Source organism: Paenibacillus sepulcri (genome assembly GCF_042647105.1).
Lineage (GTDB): Bacteria > Bacillota > Bacilli > Paenibacillales > Paenibacillaceae > Paenibacillus_Z > Paenibacillus_Z sepulcri.
On sequence record NZ_JBHRUP010000001.1, the window covers coordinates 1,317,771 to 1,337,176 of the forward strand.

At 42.4% G+C, this 19,406-nt stretch carries 24 protein-coding genes and 1 tRNA gene; 7 read left to right on the forward strand and 18 right to left on the reverse strand.

The genetic code is table 11. The annotated features are described in order from the left end of the window. Positions 1 to 11: 11 nt before the first annotated feature. Entirely contained in the window at positions 12 to 845 is an 834-nt protein-coding gene (locus tag ACFOLF_RS06105) for a dienelactone hydrolase family protein (protein WP_210042077.1), read from the reverse strand. A gap of 116 nt (positions 846 to 961) precedes the next feature. Here ACFOLF_RS06105 and ACFOLF_RS06110 point away from each other — a divergent pair, with 116 nt between their 5' ends. Further along, the gene (locus tag ACFOLF_RS06110; RefSeq protein ID WP_210042079.1) at positions 962 to 1,381 is read left to right on the forward strand and encodes a DUF1885 family protein; all 420 of its coding nucleotides are present in this window, start codon (positions 962 to 964) and stop codon (positions 1,379 to 1,381) included. A 106-nt stretch (positions 1,382 to 1,487) separates the two neighbouring features. Here the strand turns inward: ACFOLF_RS06110 and ACFOLF_RS06115 are convergent, their stop codons facing one another. From ACFOLF_RS06115 to ACFOLF_RS06125, 3 genes are all read right to left on the reverse strand, one after another. Further along, positions 1,488 to 1,808, reverse strand: coding sequence for a DUF1292 domain-containing protein (locus ACFOLF_RS06115; protein ID WP_210042088.1), 321 nt, complete (start codon positions 1,806 to 1,808; stop codon positions 1,488 to 1,490). Between the two features lie 111 nt (positions 1,809 to 1,919). Beyond that, complete coding sequence (locus ACFOLF_RS06120; protein WP_210042090.1) at positions 1,920 to 2,492, reverse strand: stalk domain-containing protein; 573 nt, start codon at positions 2,490 to 2,492, stop codon at positions 1,920 to 1,922. A gap of 160 nt (positions 2,493 to 2,652) precedes the next feature. Next, entirely contained in the window at positions 2,653 to 2,853 is a 201-nt protein-coding gene (locus tag ACFOLF_RS06125; protein WP_210042092.1) for a hypothetical protein, read from the reverse strand. A 176-nt stretch (positions 2,854 to 3,029) separates the two neighbouring features. Here ACFOLF_RS06125 and ACFOLF_RS06130 point away from each other — a divergent pair, with 176 nt between their 5' ends. Beyond that, on the forward strand, positions 3,030 to 3,755 hold the full coding sequence (locus ACFOLF_RS06130) for an MBL fold metallo-hydrolase (RefSeq protein WP_379114549.1): 726 nt from the start codon (positions 3,030 to 3,032) through the stop codon (positions 3,753 to 3,755). A gap of 58 nt (positions 3,756 to 3,813) precedes the next feature. Here the strand turns inward: ACFOLF_RS06130 and ACFOLF_RS06135 are convergent, their stop codons facing one another. From ACFOLF_RS06135 to ACFOLF_RS06150, 4 genes are all read right to left on the reverse strand, one after another. Then, the gene (locus tag ACFOLF_RS06135; protein ID WP_210042094.1) at positions 3,814 to 4,071 is read right to left on the reverse strand and encodes a DUF3892 domain-containing protein; all 258 of its coding nucleotides are present in this window, start codon (positions 4,069 to 4,071) and stop codon (positions 3,814 to 3,816) included. A gap of 65 nt (positions 4,072 to 4,136) precedes the next feature. Next, positions 4,137 to 4,388: a hypothetical protein gene (locus tag ACFOLF_RS06140; protein ID WP_210042103.1), complete on the reverse strand. Its 252-nt coding sequence runs from the start codon at positions 4,386 to 4,388 to the stop codon at positions 4,137 to 4,139. Between the two features lie 95 nt (positions 4,389 to 4,483). Next, positions 4,484 to 4,651: a hypothetical protein gene (locus ACFOLF_RS06145; RefSeq protein ID WP_210042106.1), complete on the reverse strand. Its 168-nt coding sequence runs from the start codon at positions 4,649 to 4,651 to the stop codon at positions 4,484 to 4,486. Between the two features lie 105 nt (positions 4,652 to 4,756). Further along, entirely contained in the window at positions 4,757 to 5,473 is a 717-nt protein-coding gene (locus ACFOLF_RS06150) for an acyltransferase (RefSeq protein WP_210042107.1), read from the reverse strand. 49 nt (positions 5,474 to 5,522) lie between these two features. Between ACFOLF_RS06150 and ACFOLF_RS06155 the strand changes: the two genes are divergently transcribed. From ACFOLF_RS06155 to ACFOLF_RS06165, 3 genes are all read left to right on the forward strand, one after another. Beyond that, complete coding sequence (locus ACFOLF_RS06155; protein ID WP_210042109.1) at positions 5,523 to 6,695, forward strand: alpha/beta hydrolase family protein; 1,173 nt, start codon at positions 5,523 to 5,525, stop codon at positions 6,693 to 6,695. 706 nt (positions 6,696 to 7,401) lie between these two features. Next, positions 7,402 to 7,509: a YjcZ family sporulation protein gene (locus ACFOLF_RS06160; protein ID WP_379114547.1), complete on the forward strand. Its 108-nt coding sequence runs from the start codon at positions 7,402 to 7,404 to the stop codon at positions 7,507 to 7,509. A gap of 214 nt (positions 7,510 to 7,723) precedes the next feature. Continuing rightward, positions 7,724 to 8,521, forward strand: coding sequence for a DUF2935 domain-containing protein (locus tag ACFOLF_RS06165; protein WP_210042111.1), 798 nt, complete (start codon positions 7,724 to 7,726; stop codon positions 8,519 to 8,521). An 845-nt stretch (positions 8,522 to 9,366) separates the two neighbouring features. On the opposite strand, the gene ACFOLF_RS06170 is transcribed toward ACFOLF_RS06165, so the two are convergent. The 3 genes from ACFOLF_RS06170 to ACFOLF_RS06180 all read right to left on the reverse strand — a co-directional run bounded on the left by ACFOLF_RS06170 (position 9,367) and on the right by ACFOLF_RS06180 (position 10,568). After that, complete coding sequence (locus ACFOLF_RS06170; RefSeq protein WP_210042122.1) at positions 9,367 to 9,543, reverse strand: hypothetical protein; 177 nt, start codon at positions 9,541 to 9,543, stop codon at positions 9,367 to 9,369. A 378-nt stretch (positions 9,544 to 9,921) separates the two neighbouring features. Continuing rightward, positions 9,922 to 9,997, reverse strand: a tRNA-Val gene (locus ACFOLF_RS06175). Between the two features lie 256 nt (positions 9,998 to 10,253). After that, positions 10,254 to 10,568, reverse strand: coding sequence for a hypothetical protein (locus tag ACFOLF_RS06180; RefSeq protein WP_210042303.1), 315 nt, complete (start codon positions 10,566 to 10,568; stop codon positions 10,254 to 10,256). Between the two features lie 247 nt (positions 10,569 to 10,815). Here ACFOLF_RS06180 and ACFOLF_RS06185 point away from each other — a divergent pair, with 247 nt between their 5' ends. After that, on the forward strand, positions 10,816 to 11,838 hold the full coding sequence (locus ACFOLF_RS06185; RefSeq protein ID WP_210042124.1) for an S-layer homology domain-containing protein: 1,023 nt from the start codon (positions 10,816 to 10,818) through the stop codon (positions 11,836 to 11,838). 96 nt (positions 11,839 to 11,934) lie between these two features. Here the strand turns inward: ACFOLF_RS06185 and ACFOLF_RS06190 are convergent, their stop codons facing one another. The 7 genes from ACFOLF_RS06190 to ACFOLF_RS06220 all read right to left on the reverse strand — a co-directional run bounded on the left by ACFOLF_RS06190 (position 11,935) and on the right by ACFOLF_RS06220 (position 17,790). After that, positions 11,935 to 12,753 carry an SPL family radical SAM protein gene (locus tag ACFOLF_RS06190; RefSeq protein WP_210042138.1) on the reverse strand — a complete coding sequence of 273 codons (819 nt, stop codon included), beginning with the start codon at positions 12,751 to 12,753 and terminating at the stop codon, positions 11,935 to 11,937. A 3-nt stretch (positions 12,754 to 12,756) separates the two neighbouring features. Then, on the reverse strand, positions 12,757 to 13,464 hold the full coding sequence (locus tag ACFOLF_RS06195) for a uracil-DNA glycosylase (protein ID WP_379114545.1): 708 nt from the start codon (positions 13,462 to 13,464) through the stop codon (positions 12,757 to 12,759). A 422-nt stretch (positions 13,465 to 13,886) separates the two neighbouring features. After that, on the reverse strand, positions 13,887 to 14,378 hold the full coding sequence (locus ACFOLF_RS06200; RefSeq protein ID WP_210042142.1) for a hypothetical protein: 492 nt from the start codon (positions 14,376 to 14,378) through the stop codon (positions 13,887 to 13,889). Positions 14,379 to 14,641: 263 nt separating this feature from the next. Next, positions 14,642 to 15,985: a hypothetical protein gene (locus ACFOLF_RS06205; RefSeq protein WP_210042148.1), complete on the reverse strand. Its 1,344-nt coding sequence runs from the start codon at positions 15,983 to 15,985 to the stop codon at positions 14,642 to 14,644. Between the two features lie 281 nt (positions 15,986 to 16,266). Continuing rightward, entirely contained in the window at positions 16,267 to 17,250 is a 984-nt protein-coding gene (locus tag ACFOLF_RS06210; protein ID WP_210042149.1) for a hypothetical protein, read from the reverse strand. A gap of 5 nt (positions 17,251 to 17,255) precedes the next feature. Beyond that, on the reverse strand, positions 17,256 to 17,618 hold the full coding sequence (locus ACFOLF_RS06215; protein WP_379219416.1) for an SLATT domain-containing protein: 363 nt from the start codon (positions 17,616 to 17,618) through the stop codon (positions 17,256 to 17,258). Then, positions 17,515 to 17,790 carry a hypothetical protein gene (locus tag ACFOLF_RS06220; protein WP_379219653.1) on the reverse strand — a complete coding sequence of 92 codons (276 nt, stop codon included), beginning with the start codon at positions 17,788 to 17,790 and terminating at the stop codon, positions 17,515 to 17,517. Before ACFOLF_RS06220 ends, ACFOLF_RS06215 begins: the two co-directional genes overlap by 104 nt. 421 nt (positions 17,791 to 18,211) lie before the next feature. On the opposite strand from ACFOLF_RS06220, the gene ACFOLF_RS06225 reads away from it, so the two are divergent. Then, positions 18,212 to 19,162, forward strand: a complete 951-nt coding sequence (locus tag ACFOLF_RS06225; protein WP_210042164.1) for a restriction endonuclease — start codon at positions 18,212 to 18,214, stop codon at positions 19,160 to 19,162. Positions 19,163 to 19,406: the final 244 nt, after the last annotated feature.

Consider the following 19,406-nt stretch of genomic DNA (forward strand, 5'->3'; position numbering starts at 1 on the left):
TCTTTATTGATTCAGGCTTGAATGGAATCCGTCAGCACCTGCTGCATAAATTGAAGCGTTCTTCCGTAAGCGTCCCTCGCTGCATCCACATAATAAGAAGGACGGGTATCATTGAAAAAGGCATGCTGGGCTCCGTCATAGATATGATATTCGAACGCCACGCCGGCTTTCTCTGCAGCTTCCGCGAATTCCGGTACGGCACTTGTAATCCGTTTATCCAGTTCGCCGTAAAAACCGGTGACAGGACACTGAATTTCAGGAATACTCTCTGAGGGAGGCGCACTTCCATAGAAGATAACGGCTCCCCGAAGCTCCGGATCAAGCGCTGCCAGCCGGCCTGATAATGTGCCTCCCAGGCAGAACCCCATGGAGGCTACCCCTCTTCCATACGAATACTCATACGTATCCCTCAGCCAAGCGGAGGTAGCTGCGACCTGGCGGGTGAAATCCGGAAGCATGCCGCCTGTGTTAAAAACTTTGCCCAACGTGCTCTCTATCTGATCGCGTTTTTGTACCGGCAGACTGGCCAGCGCAGCTTGACGCTGCTCCGGGTCGGCCCACTGCGCAGGCTTAATCGTGTTGTGAAACAGCTTGGCTTCATCGATTCGATCCTGCTCGAAGCCCGCCTGTCTGAACCCGTCCTTGCTGAACAAATCCGGCGCAAATGCCACATAACCGGCCTTGGCGATACGCCGCGTCACATCCTGGATATGCCCGTCGACTCCCCATATCTCCTGCAGCACAATGACAGACGGGAGCGGTTCCCGCACATCCGCCATCCTTGCCACATAACCGCTGTATTCCCCGTTTTCACCGTATCTGATCCATTCCGTTTCCACGCTCATAATTGAAATCCTCCTCTTCATTCGAAAGAGATACTTCCCATGATCACAAACAGCCTCTATGCAATATTGTCATTCTCAAACCCTAATGCTATGATATTGAAGGGGGTGGGCAAACAATGAGTCAGAGCGCTTACATTAAATTTGTAGACGGTTCCATTGTACAGCAATTGAGCCTTGATGAAGTGAAAGAACATCTCGCACGTTATCAGGAACAAACCGCTCTAACAGGTCAGCAGCTGGGCTGGGACTACTCCGAAGCAGCATTCCCTTACACGGTTGAAACAAAACCCGGCGAGGAGCAGCGTTGGTTCTATCTGAAAGGTACAAATCCGTTATATTATTATATTTTATTCGGTGTCGGATCGCAAAATCAAGGTGAACGCGAAATCCCCTATGTCCAGGTGGTCCTTCCGGAAGGTGCTACACATGGCGACAAAGCCAAGGGCAATGAGCTGTGCAAATATTTGGCCAAGCATCTGAAAGCGGAATTAATGATGTTCAACGGCCGCACCATCTATTATAATCCGCGCAAATAGCTTCAAGACATACATAGCCAGACTGGGCGTGCAGCCCCCTGGTACAGCTAAAACTCCGGCAGCCTGTGGTGGGTTACCGGAGTTTTAATGGTGCTATTATGATGTCTTAAGCCTCAGGCTCATTCTCGCGTTCGGCAATTTCCTCATAAATGCGCGTCACGCGATCCCATTCGGCATCATCTTCAATTCCAACGAGAAAAGCTTCTCCATTCTCTTCTTCAATTCGGAAAATCACGCCATCAGCTTCAGGATCGTTGCGGTCCAGAAGCACAGCATATACTTGCTCTTCAGACTCGAAGGTATAGACCATGACCATTTCACGTTCTTTGCCTTCTTCATCCGTCACAAGAAAGACATGCTCTTCGTGGTCGTGATCGCAGTCTTCTCCATGTACATGTTCGCCGTTATTATGTTCATGCTCGCTCATTGGATACCCTCATTTCAATTCATGATACCTTTCCTTCGTATCGTAACATGGAAGACAAGTTATGGTCAAACAAAAACGCCCCTGCTCAAGAGAAGCAAAGGCGTTGTTCCATTATGGGTTTTTGGCAGTAATTGTCTTTTCTGATAGGAGATTCCACTCGTCATTGCCGTCGGTTTTCATGAAAAATCTGATCGTATATTTGCCTGCTGTATCGAAGGAATAATTAACATCCTCTGTCCGATACCAGAAATTATCTTTGTCGATAGATTTGTTCTCCGATTGAATGATTTTCTCGGTTCCGCCTGGATCAAATATCGATACCTTCACAGCGGTTCCCGTGGTGAGCAAATTATCGATCTGTGCAAATACCTTGAAAGTAATTCGATTGCCCTTTACCACATTGCCGAAAATGGTGTTGTCCTGCTGAAATAGAAACATGTGGACGTTAGGCTTGTACACGGTAACCTTCTTTGCTCCTTCGTCCCAAATAACGAGCGCTTGAAGCGTGTTGGCTATCTGGCGAACGGATATGAATGATTTGCCATCCATAAACATTCCAGCGTCATCCAACTCAGAACCGTTCACGATTACCCGTACCTTCTGTGCTGCCGAATCGGCAAACAGCATGGTACCGCCCCACAATGACATCACCAGCAGCAAGATGAGAAGCTTTCTAAACTTCATGACATAAACCTCCATCACTTTGTCTGGATGTATGGTTATACTCACCAATTCGTCCAAAGTTGCGCCAATTCCAAAAATTTTTCAGGTAAGATTTCGGTAAGATTATAGTTATACACGAATGAAAGATTCCCCGGGAAATAAAACCCAGGGAAATCATTCCTTAAACATATGCTCTGGTTAAAATGCAGGGTACGCCTTTACCAACCGCACCAGGGGTTTTCATGGCCGCCCAATAGCGCAAACCGCGTGCACATGGTGTTTTGCATACTGCGCATGTATCAGAAAGAACAAGCTTCATTGCAGTTTGTTTTTTGTCGGAAGCCGATGGCGTTTTCTTTTTGGCAACTTTGCTTTTTGACATGACTGCTGCACCTGCCTTCACAGTAGCGATTCCTTCATCGTTATCATATGAAGATCGAGACAGGCGCGTATCGGCTCTTATCCCTGTTTGGCGGAAATATAAAACAATGGCACTCTTTCCATTTGCAATCAGAGATGATAAATTTGTAAGTATTGAATGGTAGGGGGAAGCGGCGGTTGAATGTACAAATGCTTGGAACGGGCAGCGCATTTGCCAAAAAATATTACAACACGAATGCGCTGATTTACTGTGAAGACCGCACCGTCATGCTGGACTGCGGAATTACAGCCCCGCTCTCCTTACATCAGCTGGGTAAAACCTTTAATGATATCGATGCTCTGATGATCAGCCATATTCATGCGGATCATATCGGAGGGATGGAAGAGTTTGCGCTGCAAATGAAATATATTTTCAAGCGCAAGCCTGCTTTGTTTATTATGGAGACGCTTATAGACACACTTTGGGAAACCTCTCTTCAGGGCGGTTTGAAACAGGATGAGTTCAAGTCACTGGACGATTACTTTGAGGTGCATCTTCTAAAAGAAAATAGAAGTATCCAGCTTCTCCCCGGCTTTAACGTGAAGGCGATCCGTACCAGCCATATTCCAGGCAAGCTCAGCTATTCCTTTCTTATTAATGAGACGTTTTTTTATTCGGCGGATATGAGGTTTGATGCGGAGCTGCTTGATACCCTTGTCCAGCAAGGCTGCACGACCATTTTTCATGACTGCCAGTTCACCTCTCCGGGTGCGGTCCATACAACGCTCGACGAGCTCAAGTCGCTGCCCGAATACATTCAAAAGCGCGTCATGCTGATGCATTACGACGATAACAGGGTCAACTATGAAGGTCAGACCGGCACCATGACCTTTGTGGAGCAGCATCACCTTTATTCCTTCTAAACGCAGCAAAAAAAGCCCGCCAATAGCGGGCTTTTTCGTTTATTTATAGAGGCTTTGTTCAGAACGTTGGCAGATTATCGAGATTATTGGTCGGATCGCCATCGGCATCTCCACGAATATACAGACCGCCATCTCTTCCTTTAAAGACATTGACGCCTGCAATCTGCCCTGTTTGCGCTTCTTGCAAGGCTTGTGCGTAATCGAGTACACGACCTGAGGAAGTCTTGAATGCCTGAAGATCTCCATCACCGTTCTTTTGTACCGCTACCAGTGACTCCCGGCCTGATTGGCCGAATCCTTGTTCATTCTCATTCATCGTTTTGCCTCCTTATGCATGCATGTCATTGTCTGCAAGTCTAGCTTGTCCGTCTTAAGAGCATATTATTCATCTCTTAAGCGACCGCCGCCTTTGCCCACATGCTTCTCCTCCGTCAAGCCTGGCTTCTTGTTTTCAGGATCACGTTTCAAGCCGTAAACATCTCCGAATATAGAGCGGCTCAGAGGGTATACATCAGTGGATATGCTTTGGAGATGCCCATCCTCGTAGGTCATGGCCGGCTCTACATTGCTTTTCACACAACCTGTGCACAGACATAAGCATGCTGCAGCAGCTGCGCAGATTAATTTTTTCAAACCAAAACCAGCCCCTTGGCATCTGTCGTTTTCTATGGGACTAGTATGTCCAATAGCCAAAAAATCAAACAACAGACCGCTCAGCGGCGGTATATCTATCGTTTAGGCCGTGCGTCCTTGGGTAGCTTCCTCCTCCACACAAAAGGCTCGTCATAGTCGAAAGTATCATGAATCACCATTTTTGCCGTGAGCACGATTACAATACCGCATATCCCAAATAAACCGATCAGCCAGACAACCAGTTCGGCAGCTTCCTTGATCATATAACCCGCCCCTTTCTCCAAGCCAAACGCCTATGAAGTAACGATATGCGCTCATCGGGTTGAATAGTCGTGCGGGAGACGGCAGCAGCGATTATTTTTCAGAAATTAGTCAACAAATCCTGTCATATTAATGAGTTCATGATACATCTTGTCCTTCTTGTCTTCCGTTATAAGTCCTCTTAGCGTAAAGTCTTCCTCATAGACCCGGGCCTGCTTATGCAGCTGCCGCATCTTTTCTTCAAATTCTGCTACAGTCAAAATGACCTTGGCCGGGTTGCCCGCCGCCACGCTTCTCTCGGGAATTGATTTCGTCACAACGCTGCCTGCCGCTACAATAGAACCTTGACCGACTGTGATCCCTGGCATGATGACCGCTCGCGCGCCGATAAACACATCGTCTTCAATTCTGACACTGCCGACTTTTGTATAACCAATCAGCGGCTTTGTACTTGCATCATGTGCTAATATGTAAGCTTGGGGAGCAATTGTAACATTATTGCCAATACGGATCAGCCAACAATGCGAATAGTCAAAGGTAACCCCAGGTTGTATGCTGCAGTTCTTTCCAATTCTCATGCCTAATTTGATGTAGTCCTCCAGCCAAACTTCCTCCAAAAAGTACTTTCGGGTTCTTACTTTCATGAAGGTAATCATTTTCTTTACCAATGAGATTTCACCTCTTCCAAGAGGAATGGGTTCTTCATAATGAATGATTCGTTCTTTAATACGAACATTATACAATGATCTCTCATCATCCACAATATGGAAATCAGTGGCGTTTTTAATTCGCAGAGCGTATGGTAACATAATAAGAGGAAACATGGGAATGGCTCTTGATTGAGAACGATACATAGTGGAGGATGACTTATAAATGCAAGCTAATAAACTAAAAATAATTATTCTGTTGTTGGCGTCCCTTACCGTTTGCTTTGCCTCGCTGCCTGGCAATTGGGGAATCCAAAGCGTACAAGCTGAAAACAAAATAATGGAATTCAAAGATGCTTCAGACCAAATAGTACTTCATTCATTCCGTTACCCTAGCACAATTGATGAAATCGACAATCTCTATGCTCATTACGCTTATGATGCTTCGAAGAAAAATCTCCCCATCGTCGTCCTCATGCACGGCTACACACAAGATTCAAGTTCCATGACAGACTGGATTATGAAGGACATGGCAAACTACGGATTCTTTGCCGTTGCCGTAGGGATGCGTGGTCGGGATCAGGCGGAAGGAACTATGGATGTGAATGGACGAGAGCTGTACGACATTATAGATGCTGTAGAATATGTTAAGAAAAACTTCTCCTCTTATGTGGATCCTGCCAATATCAATGTGTCCGGCTACTCAGGCGGGGGCGGCAATGCTTTTGGCCTTGCTGCCAAATTTCCCGATACCTTTAATGTGCTGGTATCTCATTTTGGCTTGGCTGATTACGGCTATGACAAGAATAACAGCTGGTGGGCAACCTCGAAAACGCGGCAAGCGAGTATAAAGCAGTATTTAGGCGATACGCCTCAGAGCAACAAGGCCAAATACTATTCACGCGCGCATCAATACGGCGTTGGTGAAAATCTGCAAGGCGGATTCTTATATATGTTCCACGATGCAGAAGACAATAATGTTCAGCCTGTTCAATCCAAAATGGTCAAGGAACAGATGGATCTCCATAAACACATCAATTACTCGTTCAACCTGAGTAAAAAAGGCGATGCCATCCGTTGGCTGCATGCCAGTCCTGACCAGGATCAGCAGGTAAGATTGTCGCGGGATATTTGGGGGCAGGCCATTCTAACCAAAAAGTACCCGCAGTGGACGATTGCCGAGAAAGGGAAGGTTCTGGTGCAGGGATATATTAAAACCAAACGGTTTTCAATCTGGTTAGACGACGGTACTGAAGAAGTGGCCGATATCACATACGACGCGTCCAGTGGCACTTATAATGTAAAACCACTGACTGGCTTGATGAAGGTAAGCATTACCCAGGGGACGAAAACAATATCTAAAACCATTTATAAGATGACGACATTGGTTGTGAAGTGATAGGATCCTGCACTAAATCCTCCCGGGCGGGAGGATTTTTTACCGCCTTGCTTTTTTTCTCCGGGCAGCAAAAGCTTTGTAGTTGTTTTAAATTGTAAGTCCACCTCTATACTGCACTTGCACCAGTCCTCTCGTTCGTCAACGCCATTCATTTGCCTCCTCTTGTATTTAAGCTCATGACTCTCCGGCCATCTTGTCGCAGCAGCCAGGCTGTGAGTTGGTCTTCGTAAATATGCCAGTTTGTCCAAGCAATGATTCTTATTTCACATATAATGGATTATCTCTTCTGAAGAGGAGGTGTAGCCCATGTGTAAAAAGACCTGGCACCCTAAAGTAATTAAAGTTGTGCTCAAGCCCGGACAAAAAGCCATCATTATTTGCAAGAAACACAAAAAACACAAGAAACATTATTGCTAATGCTTCACCCATTCAGGAGCATCTTGCTTTGCGAGATGCTCCGCTTTTTCTTGTTCTTACGGGTAGATTTACTTGGTTATGCTTGGACGTTCATACGAAGAATTCTCCTATCGGTTCGCATGATGTTCCAGGCACGTATGTTCAGTATGAAGGCTGTGCTGCCAGATCGACGAAGAATATCCGAACTCATGGGCTGTTCAAATTGATTAAATTGCTCGGTTACATATACCCAATCACACTATAATTGGCTTGCATAATTTACAGTACCCTACAAAAGGAGGTGCTTTGAATGTCAGGTCTTGTTGGTGGTGCTTTCACAAACACTGGAGTGATCCTAGTACTTTTCATTTTATTGGTGATCATCGCTTGTAGCTGTGGAGGCTTCGGAAGATACTAAACGAATATGACCACTGTAGCCGATAGGCACTATTCCGGAATGCATAAAACCTCCCTGCTCAACCCTAAAGGCGCCGCCAGCCTTTAGGGTATTTCCTGTTCAATCGAACCGAATATCATAGTCGTCAGCTTGGATTTGAACATTTCTATCCATTGACATAAAGATTCCGCCTCCTCTCATACAGTAAAGATAAAACTTCAGAGGAGGTATTACTTTGTCAGATCAGTTTGTAGCACGTTCATTAGATGAAGTACGCTTTTGGTCACGTATAATGAAAGAGCACTCCTTATTTTTGAGATTGGGATTCCGATGTGAAGATACTCAGTTAATTAATGAAGCCAATCATTTCTATACCGTGTTTGAAGCGATCGAGAATAGATCCAATGCATTTACAGCGGGAACAGATCCCAGTGTGATAAAAAGATTTAATGAAGAAGTCCATGCAGCAGTAACCTATATATGGGCCTTCAAGAGAAAGGTACTGGGTTTAATACTGACTTGCCAGCTTCCCGGTGCTAACAATTTCCCCTTGTTGGTTGATCATGTAAGCAGAGAAGCAAATTATTTTAGAAATCGCTTAGCGGAATTAAATTTAGGAAGATTAGAACCACTGCCTGACGCCATAATTGACGAGAATGTATTCTTTCTAAGAATAATGGCTGAACATGCCAAATTCATCAGTCACCTGCTTGATCCTTCTGAACGGAAGCTAGTTGAACAGGCGAATAACTTCAGTCAAGAATTCGATCAATTGCTTTTTCAAGCAAAGAATTTGGAATATATGCGTCCCCAATCACAAACAGTTCCGCTCCTTGACCAATTTCTTGATCAGAATAAGGTGTCCGTTAAAGCACTTCGTGACTTTAAGAAAACGGCTCGAGATTTAATCGAAGCCTGTCGAATTAAGAGCATTATTCATCCACTATTAGCCGATCATGTTTTCCGTGAAGCAGAACACTTCCTGGTCATAATTGATATGTTTGAAAGCAGCCTGAAGAGCAAACATGCTTAGCGTCACTATTTTACAATAACCCTTGGAATTGCAACATTATTTACCATGCTGCTCCGCCTCCCGTGTCACTGCTCATGTTCGTCAATATTCAAGCAATATTCACTCCACCTATTTAAAGGACAGACATATTCGGCCAATTCTGTGTTATCAAATAAATTACTAGTCCTTTCAAGCTTATCCCTCCATGTGGTTTATCTCCCTCGGACAATCCTTGGGTCAATGCCATTCCGTAACAATAATCCAAGCATGCCGAGTCAAGCATGCATAACTTACAGAGTACTCCAAACGTAAGGGAGGTGCTCTTGAATGGGTTGTGAAGGCGAAGTTGGCGGTGTCGGCACTGGTAGAGGAATCGGATTTATCCTCGTACTCTTTATCTTGCTGGTCATTATCGCTTGCGGTTGTGGCAGATTGTAATTGTGGTAGATTCGGTTATTAATTATTAAGCTTCGGAGTGCATCCCAACAACTACATTTACAAAGCACCCTGATTGACCCGCTCTGCGGGTCTTTTTCTATTTCTCTTAAAACTGTATCTGCTGCTGGAAGGCCTCCGTTCGGCGCTCGGCGATTTCCACAACACCACACAGATCATGATATAAGTTCGTATGCTCTTAATACACACGAGAGTAGCGTTACGTGCGTGATTATCTGATGCTCTATAAAGTGGGTTTAACACACCGCCTGTGTATCTTAATACGAGGCCACTCCATTGCAGGTAGCTTTTTCTGATTAAAGAGGAATAAACAATAAATGGGTAATGCTCCTAATATTACTTTTAGAAGTAAACAGCAAATAGAGCAGGTAAGGAGCGATCCCCTCCTGCTCTATTTTCATTTCCGATTCTTAGGCGGACCAAATTTTTTCGATTGACGATAGAGTATCTGCAAGATACTTCTCGTATAGTTTCATCCCCAGGTCATCGCCAGTTTTTTCATAATGTTCTATCCATTTGAGCAAATCATTCGCGCGGCCCTCCAAGGCTACTTTAACTTGTAGCTTTTCAGTTGATGTAAATCCCATCGTTAATCATCACCTCCCATATGTTTCGCCTGTTTAGGCTGGTGTTAAACTTTGTATGGCATAGTATATGCAAAAACGCACTACCTAGTTATTAATTCCAAATAACCCCGAAGAACATCTTCAGGCGGATTAATCATGATACACGATATCCTTTACCCTTTCGCATAATACAGACGATCCGGCATTTACCTGCTTCGCTGGGGATTGCGTCAAGAATGGGATGGTCCAGTGTTAAAAATGCTTGATCGCTACTCACATATCACGGGACATATGCAGCAAGAAGCCGCGGACGCTTTCGGGAAAATGTTTTATTCATAGGCAGAAACCCGATAAATCAAAAAAACCCTTGATTTATCAAGGGTTTCAGCGTTTAAGTTATGGTGATCTGAACAGGGTTCGAACCTGTGACCCCCACCCTGTCAAGATGGTGCTCTCCCAGCTGAGCTATCAGATCATAAGATAATGTCGTTCAGTGACAAATATTAATATATCAAAATCGAAAAACGAAGTCAACACTTAATTTCAACATTTTCCTGCACTAGCAAGTTCCGGAGCTTTGATTTGAATACCCTTCCCGATACAAAAGGGCCACCCGGAATTCGAGTGGTCTTATTTACATAGAAAATGAACCCTTCACCGCGTTACCCCTCCGGAATAAAGGGTAAGGCAATAGAAGGATGCGCAAACTATAAACGATCCGGATTGCCGATTTAATCAATTTTTACCGTTTTAAATACATTATCAAGCTTCTCATTCAGCTTCAGGCGTTTTTTCAGAGGAATTTTGATATCTCTGCCCAGCTCCTTGAAGAAGGTCTCCACATCACAGTTAACATTGCTCAGCAGCACAATCAACGAACCGCTTGCGGCAATATTATTGTTGTCTTCAGCAGGGACCGCAACATCAACCGTATATTTCTTGGTTAATGTATTGCTGTAGCGGGCAAATATCTCAATCAGTTCCTCGTTATCGAAATTTTCAATTGCGGCCTGACCTTTTGCAGTGAAATTTAAATTTACTCTCACGTTCACTTTACCCCTTTTCTTTGAACCATTATTATCGTCGCTGGCCATCCTGGTTGATCATATGGGTTCCTGAAGAGAAAAGCTCTTATACTCAACTCTCTAATCATAGCACAAAACAGCCCGGTTCATCGATAAATATATGAATAAAACAACTGGTGAATATTTCAGGCGCAACATTCGGCCGTTTCGGTCCGTCTATTGGGATACAGACAAGATAAATACCAAATAAACCCTGAGGTGATAAACCATGAAAAGAAGTCTGGTTATGCTGTCCGTTGTCGTCCTGCTGCTGTTTGCCGCAACCCAATCCGTATGGGCATTCTCCGACACGAAAAATGATCCGAATGAGTCCAAGATTGCCGATTTGCAAAGCAAAGGCATTCTCTCTGGAGGTAAAGACGGTTTATTCAAACCGGGAAATAATTTGACCTATGCGGAAGGCGTCTCGCTTATTGTCAAAGGTCTGGCTCTGAACATCGACACGATCCGCTTCGTCAAAGCGCCTAAAGCCAGTGATTATTATTCCAAAGCAAAAGACGGCTCCTGGTATGAGGATGCATTCATCATTGCACAATTTAACGGCATTAATCTTCCTAAGGATGTCGATCCCAATGCTGTCATGACGCGCGAGCAGTTCGCTTATCATTTGTTCCAGGGAATTATGAAAACAGGCGATTATGCGTTTATTGATATTTACGCGATGATTAATGACGAGGCGGATATCAATAAAGACTATATGAGCAATATTCAAAGACTGCTGATCGCCAAAATTGTCCAGCTCGACAGCAAACAAAATTTCTATCCGCAAAAAGCGATTACCCGCGGCGAAGCTGCCGGCTGGCTGTATAACTCCATCCAATTCGTAGAAGAACAGGCAAACAACACGGTACCGCCCGTTGAGGAGCCCACACCTTCACCGCTTAGCGATGTGATAATCAGCACGGTCGCCGTGAATGACAAAGTGAATGAAGTCACGGTCTCTGCCATGGCTCCAAACCCCGGCTACGGACTCAAAATCAGCTCCATCTCCTTTGACGGCGACAAGGCTGTCGTTCAAGTCGAGGCAACCTATCCAGAAGGCGATCAGGTCTATCCTCAGGTAATCACAGAAGTAAAATCGGTGACCTATGTCTCGTCAGCCTACACTCCCACGCTTGCTGACGCACCAGGTTCCGCAGGAGGATCAGACGGTAGTGTTGGTTCCTCAACCGGTATCATGCACGGTGACTCGTCACAATTGGACCCAGGCGATAGTGTGAGCCCGCAGTAATCGTCCGGCAGAGGAAAAGAAGCTTCCCAGGACTTTTCGTAAAGTCATCGGGGAGCTTCTTTTTTGATTAGTCTTTCGCAAGCTGCTCACGCCTCACTATGGCATAAATCCTTCATGGCCAAAATAAACCGCCCCCGGCTTCATCAGTTTGCCCAGCTCTCCAACAAAACGGTCCGCAGTTTCCTCCTCATAGAGGTGTTCCAGTCCAAGCAGGCGATAATGCTCCCGCATCCCAAGCTGTGCGGAACGTTTGCCCATGCTGCCGTCGCCGCGGAAGAAATCATCGACGACAACCCGTTCCACGGCTTCAGCGAGTTTTGCGGCAAAATGCTCTGAGCACGGCAGAAGCGGTGATACGGCGGCTTGAACCGGTATGCCATTATTCCTCAATTCGCGGATTGCGCTCCATCTGGCGGCGAGTGGAGGCGCTTTGGGAGTCAGCTGCTTGCGGATATCCTCCCGGTCCGTCTCAACCGTCATACTGACGCGGACATGACTGCCCAAACGCTTGAGCAAGTCCATATCCCGCACTACAAGCGGACTCCTGGTCTGCACAAGTACAAATTCAGGCGGCTTCTCCGCCATAACCTCCAGCACGAGCCTCGTCCGCATTGATGCATATTCTGCCGGTTGATAAGGGTCCGTTGCCGAGGACATGAAGACCGTTACTGGCCCTTTCTTCAAGGCTCTGCTCCATTCCTTGCGGAAATCCTCGCCTTCAAATGGCTTGGGATCCACCCACTCGCCCCATGGCTCATCGCGAAACATGGCAACCGGCATACGCCTGACATAACAATAGGAACAGCCGAAGGAGCAGCCAACGTACGGGTTCAGCGTATACGAATAACCGGTCAGATAGCCCGATGCGGGATTAAGCAGCTTCGATACCCGTTTCTTCGGCTCTGCTGGTGCCATAATTTACTCCTTGACCGCAGCGGATTCCAGCTGGGCGAGCGACGGCACGCACCAATCGATCTCCGGACGGCCAATGCTGCGAAGGAAATGGTTCGTGCGCGAGAAGGGCCGGCTGCCAAAAAAGCCCCGGTGCGCGGCAAACGGACTGGGGTGTGCCGATGAAATCATGCAGTGCGTGTCCGAATCAATCGCCGAGGCCTTCTCCTGGGCATGCTTGCCCCATAAAATAAACACCACAGGCGTCTCCCGCTTGTTCAAGGCCTGGACAATGGCATCGGTAAACCGTTCCCAGCCCAGGCCCTGATGCGATGCGGCAGCACCCGCCTGTACGGTCAGCACATTATTAAGAAGCAGCACGCCTTGTTTGGCCCATGAAACGAGATGCCCATGGTCAGGAATAGGACAGCCCAAATCATCCTTCAGCTCTTTGAAAATATTTTGCAAGGAAGGCGGAGTCTTGACGCCCGGCTGTACGGAAAAGCTCAGACCGTGTGCCTGATTTGGACCATGGTAGGGGTCCTGTCCCAGAATGACTACACTTGTCTTCTCGTACGATGTGTAATGCAGCGCATTAAAAATATCATGCATGCCCGGATAAATGGTTTGTCTCCGATATTGTTCCGCAAGATGAGAGCGGAGTTCCTTGTAGTAGGGCTGCTCCAGCTCCTGATCCAGAATCGAAGCCCAATCATTTTTGAATATGACAGCCAACTTCATTTCCTCCTCCAATGAAAATTAAAAAAAGCACCCCTCCGCTATACTCATCTGCTGACGAGGATATTACGGCTATGAGATGCTGATTTCTTTTCCGACTGCTCGTCCTTCGAACGTTATCGGTATGTATGGATCCTATAAGTACAAAGCTGGTGCCGAGGACGGGAATCGAACCCGTACGGTGGTCACCCACCGCAGGATTTTAAGTCCTGTGCGTACTTGCATCACGTAAAAAGCCTATAACATCAACACTTTGCAGTATCTGCATGATTTAAGCTTAACAGGATTTGCTAAGTTATAATCAAATAAGTAATTAAATCCTGTAAACTAACATTATTAAATATATCATGAGTTAAACAGGTAAATCAATACTTCTTCGTTGATCTTAATAAATGTGTGTGACGAATGTATACTCTGAACTACCCTCTATTTGAGCATTCGCTAATGAGCCAATCTACTTCTTCTTCAGACAATTCACGATGTGTCCTTGTTGAGTCAGAGATAGTTTTTAACTCAGATTGCTCACCACGTTCAACCTTTCCAAAATCTATATTTAGAGATTTAAGTTTGATAACTATTCGCTTATCAAATGGTAATGGATAACTTAATATCTTTGAATGTTCTCTGTTCCCTATTATAACGACATCATCATTTTTTGAATCAGCTATTAAATTGGCTATCTCAGCTTGGTTTTTTTCCTTAGTAAGTAATTTTTCAACATAGAAATACGCCGTTAAATATTCTTTCTGATTGTATGAAGTGTGAAAAAAGATGTAGGAACCAATTTCAATTTTATTTCTAAGAATTGCACCTCTTGAACCACTATCCCCATATGTAAGATAAGTGAAGTTAGGATCAACATGATTATTAATGTCTTCTGGCTGTACGTATTTAATTAATAAATGCTTCATGAAATTCCTCCAAATAAGAAGTAATTAAAATTAAGTTTATTTATCTTACATTTCCACACTAACTAATGGTTCTCTTTGTACTATTCTGGGGAAACTACTACTAAGCATCGCAATGTCCTCATCCTTCATTTACGAAATATGCTATCTGTGATGCTCCGCCTTACTCCAAAAAAGCTGAGAAGTCAAATTTACAAACTTCACAAACAACTTCCATACTAATAAGAAATGATTCGCTCCATAGAGTTATTTTCCTCATTATATTGTTATTCAATATGTGACTTGTTCTCATTCCATGGTACTGATTCATATGCTTTATCCCAACCAAAATATAATTGACTAACATATTTCCCATCATATTTCATTATAAAGAGAAGACTTAGTTCAAGATAATGTAACCCTAACTTTAATATATAAAAACTGAAGTCGCTTTGTAATGAGTGAAATTTTTTCCTCTTTTTAGGGTGAACTATATTATTTCTGAAATCAGCAAGTAAATGTGAAGATTCACTATATTTCAATCTTCTTATATCTTCTAAATATGGAAATTCATTAGGGATTGCAGTATCCTCACAAAATTGCTTGAAGAAAACACGAAAAATATCCGAAGCTCTCATGTCCTTATATTCATGTTCTTTCAGAATCCTCGTGTCTTCAACAAGATATGCCCAAGCTAATGTTTCCAATGCAACTTGGTTTGACACTATTTTATTATCAATAATCCCATCAGATTGACACTCAAGATACCAACTCAAGGTATTAGTCAGAACAACTCTCCAGTATTTATCCTGCAACTTACTGTAAATAGACGGTAGAATTTTAGAAATTGTTTCCCACTCATTATTCGGAAACCACGTCTTCCTATATTTCCATTTATCTATTATAGGAGTTTGATACTTACACCAGACTACCTCGTTTTTATTATAGCCCTCTAATAAAACAATTCCCACACGCCTTCCACAAGCAAAGGATAGCGTCCAGTATAATGCTTTTTCCAATTCCAAAATATTATTAGCTTCAAACGCTTGCCCATCATGTCTTTTAATGAGACAGAGATGGGTTATTCCATAACCACCAGTATTTTTAAGTTTTTCATTAATCTTTTTCTCACTATAATCAGGTCTTTTGTCAATGATAACCTCCCATTCATTTATATTTATTTTAATCCTGTTCCGAAGTCCCATCCCCTTATATTGTACAATTTCTCCATATGTGTTCAAAAAGTTAGCAATTCCACATTTTATATAGAAAACTTTTTTTGATGGTTGTACCATTATATTGGTTATTTCACCTTCAATTTTCATACCATCAGAGTTGCTTGAAAATTTACTTATTATCACATCGCACTTAATATAATTAGGTAATGCAAACTTGATTTTATTTTTTTCTAAGTTACTGAATAAACTGAAAATCTCATCATGCCGATGATTAGTTTCACCAAAAAACTTAATTGTTGGACTGGGAAGCCAATCTAATCTTATTTCACCTTTAAAATCAAATTGCTCTGAATCATTCATAACTAAGACAATATCCCCTTGATAGATAGGAATAGCCTCATTTACATCAAATTTCAGGTAATCTGCTTCTAATGCTTGGTCATAATTTAACAACGAACTCAGCTCCTTCATAAATAATTATCGGGCTCCTGTGTCTCAGATCTGTAGGAGCAATATTATGACCGAGCTGTGAAACTAGTCTTAGTTGAATTATTAAGACTATATATGTCTGCTACTGTAGATTAGTTAAATACTACTCATGGTCTAATTTTTTTGAGAAATCAACTTATAGTCTCCGTTGAATACATGCTTATGAGTTTATGAGTCTCAATTACTTATTATTCACTTGCCTTTCCACCTAAGTTTTTACCCACATTATGTATTCTTGTTTTTACTTATTCGTTCTTAAATGCTCTATAGATATTTCGAATTACTTTATCTTGATCTTCCTCTTGCTCCATCCTATCAAGTATAGATACAATGTTCTCAACTCTTTGGGCATACCAATCAAGGCTGCTTACACCTGCTAACAAATTTACTTTGAAATCATATGGGTCAGGCAATAGTCCTTTCTTAAATATCATTGCAATATAGATTAGAACTTCCCTAACATTGTATGAGAATACTTCAGTCCAAATACGAGTTTGTTGGTATTGAACAACAGCCGATTCTATTGCAAAAGAAGAAACAGAAAATCTATATTTATTCTTAATATACTTGCATAAACGTACGAGATTCCTGAAACCCTCATTGTTTTTTGCAGCACCATCTAGTAAATTTATGTCTTCACGTGGAGATGTAATAATCCAAGATCCTTCTTTATCACCTTTAGGGATAATATAAAATATTGAGTCATCATCATTCCGTTTGAATATTCCTGCAGGAACTAAGTCAATTTTGAAATTATGTTTTTGAATATATGCGGTGATTGCTTGTCCATCTCGTTCTGGCGCTTGCCCACCAAAGCTTTCTGTAACAGTAGCAACTGCACTCTGAAGCCAGTTTAGTATTCTAGTAGGACTTACACCGCTATTATCTGACTTTCTGTATTTATTAGCATATCGATAATTAGGTATTGCGTTTCCCTGTCCAATCCCATATTTTGTGCCACCTTTAGAGAAAACACCCGTATTACAGTCAATAACTACAAGTACATCAAATTCGTCAACATTAGACACTTTTGTCCTTTTGAAATAACTACCGAAGTAAACAAAAGGCGAAGGAGTGTAGAGGATAGGTTCATTTGAACGACGGTTGATCTCATTCTGTAGCCTTCTTAGGAACCATTCTCTACTACTTACTGCAGCACTAATATCTGTTCGATTTAGTTTAATTTCTTCGTAAATAAATTCATCAATCGCTGTATCAATATTCCCCATATCATCTACTCACCTTTGCGCTGTTTTTCTGATACGGTATATAATTCCTCACCATCGTTCAACCCTTGTTGGGCAATACGATAGTCTGTATTTGAAGTAGGAAATGCATCAGCATCATTATTAATTTGATTACAAACTCTTGATAAGTTTTCCAACTGCTCCCGAAGGCTTTCAGGATCAAAATGTTTGTCAATAAAGTACGCTTCAACTCGATTGCATTCTTTTGAAACGACTAAATATCGGGAGGCTATACTTCTGTGCCCTTCAACTTGCTTCTGAAAATTGAAAAAAGTTTGAATGGCAATAAATGCTGCAGTAATTAAAGATAGAAGCGCCCCTATCCATTTTCCCCCAGTTAGACCATTCATTTGAAAAAAATGCAAAAAGTATAGAACCAGCAAGAATATTTGCCACTAAACTACTAATTCCAATGTAAGTATGATACTTCTGTTTTCTCTCAGCAGCATTATAATGCTTCTTCTTACCATAAAGTGCATCAACACGTAATTCACGCACCAATTCCAAAACATTATTCGTCATGTTTTATCTCCACCTATATTTGTATTAACAATTCATAAGACTTAAAGCTAGATTTATATATAATGCATAAAATACCACGTTTGATGCGATGATTATTAATTGCCACCTTCAAATTTTCTTTGTTTGATTCATCACTGGAAGACTTTACAATAACAATACTTATTGGTTTATAATCCCTCTAACAGCTTCTGCTATTACAAGTATTCCTCAAATACATGTTTATAGTTATAATGACCTATACAACATACTAACATATTCCAAATGATAGGAGGACAATTATTTGGCTAGAAGACGTAAAAGGATCGACATTTTAAGAACTAGCATTACAAGTAGTAGTCAACTATGGATTTCTGCTCGCCTTTTCTCACCATTTTACGCTCAACAGAGAAACACAAAAAACATAAAGTAAAGGAGCACTGTCTTGAAACATACAAGTAAGTTGCACTCTATAACTGCAAGTGAATTAGAGTTTCAAAAATGGCGTGAGATAATTCTATCAGAAGAATATCATATTTTGGATATTGGAAGATGCTTTCCCAGCGAAGAACTCGAAGAGATATTTTTGGAACATGCTCATGAAATTAATGAGGAACATATTAACACATTACTTCGACGATTTTTAATGACTGCGGGAGAATCAAGTAGGGATACAACCCGACTAGAATTTTACAAAAATAAAGAACTCTTAGGTTCGCGGAATGACGCATATAATTCAGAATACTATAAGAGATTAGCTTCAGAAGATAGATTTGCATGGGAAGGCTTGTCTTGGATTATTGATTTATTACCCGATAACCCGAAGATGGCTATTGACGTTATTAATGCATATGAACTTGCGCATCTCTCTGTACTAGATGAATATGACATATATGGAATGCATGATGCAACTTTAATTATCCGTAAAAAGTTTATTGATGTTAAGCAACCGCGAGCGGTTCTTCTTAGTTTAAGCCCACGAGAATTTGAATTGCTAGTAGACGCTTTGTACGAAAAAATGGGATACAAGACCACTCTGACTTCCACAACAAGAGATGGTGGCCTTGATGTAATAGCGGAATCAAATGAACTAGGAAAATCAGAAAAAATCATTGTCGAATGTAAAAGACACGAGTCAGACATCGGACCTGATTACATCAGAGCATTAACAGGTGTTGTGTTCTCAGAACGGGCGACTAAAGGAGTGTTGGTTGCAACCTCGAATTTCACAAAAGAATCTGTCAAATTTGCCATGAAAAATGGAATTGAACTTATTAACCATGATGATCTAGTAAAGCTACTCAATCTCTACCTTGGATCAGAATGGTCGGTATACCTAGATAGAATCATACAGATTAGAAGGTTACATCATGTTAAAGAAGAGATTGACGGATAAGTTTTATGTCGGTAATGGTTTACCATTCCGTAGCTTAGGGAAAATAAGGAATTAATCTATTAACGCGTTTCATCATATGGACCATATTCTCATCCACAATGCGTGCTTGGTCTGCTTCTTCATACTCGTTCTTTTGTGATTGTCAAAACCAATACAAATAAAAGGTTTGTTTACAATGAATATATCAGATACCTCGTTTGAAGCTACATAAAATTTTACTGGTTTCTTTTTAGGAATGGGCGCA

Coding starts and splice junctions, on each gene's coding strand:
- ACFOLF_RS06115 (WP_210042088.1), bottom strand. CDS start 1,808: ATGAGCGAGCATGAACATAATAACGGCGAACATGTACATGGAGAAGAC.
- ACFOLF_RS06190 (WP_210042138.1), bottom strand. CDS start 12,753: ATGGCACCAGCAGAGCCGAAGAAACGGGTATCGAAGCTGCTTAATCCC.
- ACFOLF_RS06220 (WP_379219653.1), bottom strand. CDS start 17,790: ATGACGAATAATGTTTTGGAATTGGTGCGTGAATTACGTGTTGATGCA.
- ACFOLF_RS06145 (WP_210042106.1), bottom strand. CDS start 4,651: ATGATCAAGGAAGCTGCCGAACTGGTTGTCTGGCTGATCGGTTTATTT.
- ACFOLF_RS06105 (WP_210042077.1), bottom strand. CDS start 845: ATGAGCGTGGAAACGGAATGGATCAGATACGGTGAAAACGGGGAATAC.
- ACFOLF_RS06125 (WP_210042092.1), bottom strand. CDS start 2,853: ATGTCAAAAAGCAAAGTTGCCAAAAAGAAAACGCCATCGGCTTCCGAC.
- ACFOLF_RS06215 (WP_379219416.1), bottom strand. CDS start 17,618: ATGAATGGTCTAACTGGGGGAAAATGGATAGGGGCGCTTCTATCTTTA.
- ACFOLF_RS06200 (WP_210042142.1), bottom strand. CDS start 14,378: ATGAAGCATTTATTAATTAAATACGTACAGCCAGAAGACATTAATAAT.
- ACFOLF_RS06160 (WP_379114547.1), top strand. CDS start 7,402: ATGTCAGGTCTTGTTGGTGGTGCTTTCACAAACACTGGAGTGATCCTA.
- ACFOLF_RS06210 (WP_210042149.1), bottom strand. CDS start 17,250: ATGGGGAATATTGATACAGCGATTGATGAATTTATTTACGAAGAAATT.
- ACFOLF_RS06135 (WP_210042094.1), bottom strand. CDS start 4,071: ATGAATGAGAATGAACAAGGATTCGGCCAATCAGGCCGGGAGTCACTG.
- ACFOLF_RS06170 (WP_210042122.1), bottom strand. CDS start 9,543: ATGGGATTTACATCAACTGAAAAGCTACAAGTTAAAGTAGCCTTGGAG.
- ACFOLF_RS06150 (WP_210042107.1), bottom strand. CDS start 5,473: ATGTTTCCTCTTATTATGTTACCATACGCTCTGCGAATTAAAAACGCC.
- ACFOLF_RS06120 (WP_210042090.1), bottom strand. CDS start 2,492: ATGAAGTTTAGAAAGCTTCTCATCTTGCTGCTGGTGATGTCATTGTGG.
- ACFOLF_RS06155 (WP_210042109.1), top strand. CDS start 5,523: ATGCAAGCTAATAAACTAAAAATAATTATTCTGTTGTTGGCGTCCCTT.
- ACFOLF_RS06185 (WP_210042124.1), top strand. CDS start 10,816: ATGAAAAGAAGTCTGGTTATGCTGTCCGTTGTCGTCCTGCTGCTGTTT.
- ACFOLF_RS06110 (WP_210042079.1), top strand. CDS start 962: ATGAGTCAGAGCGCTTACATTAAATTTGTAGACGGTTCCATTGTACAG.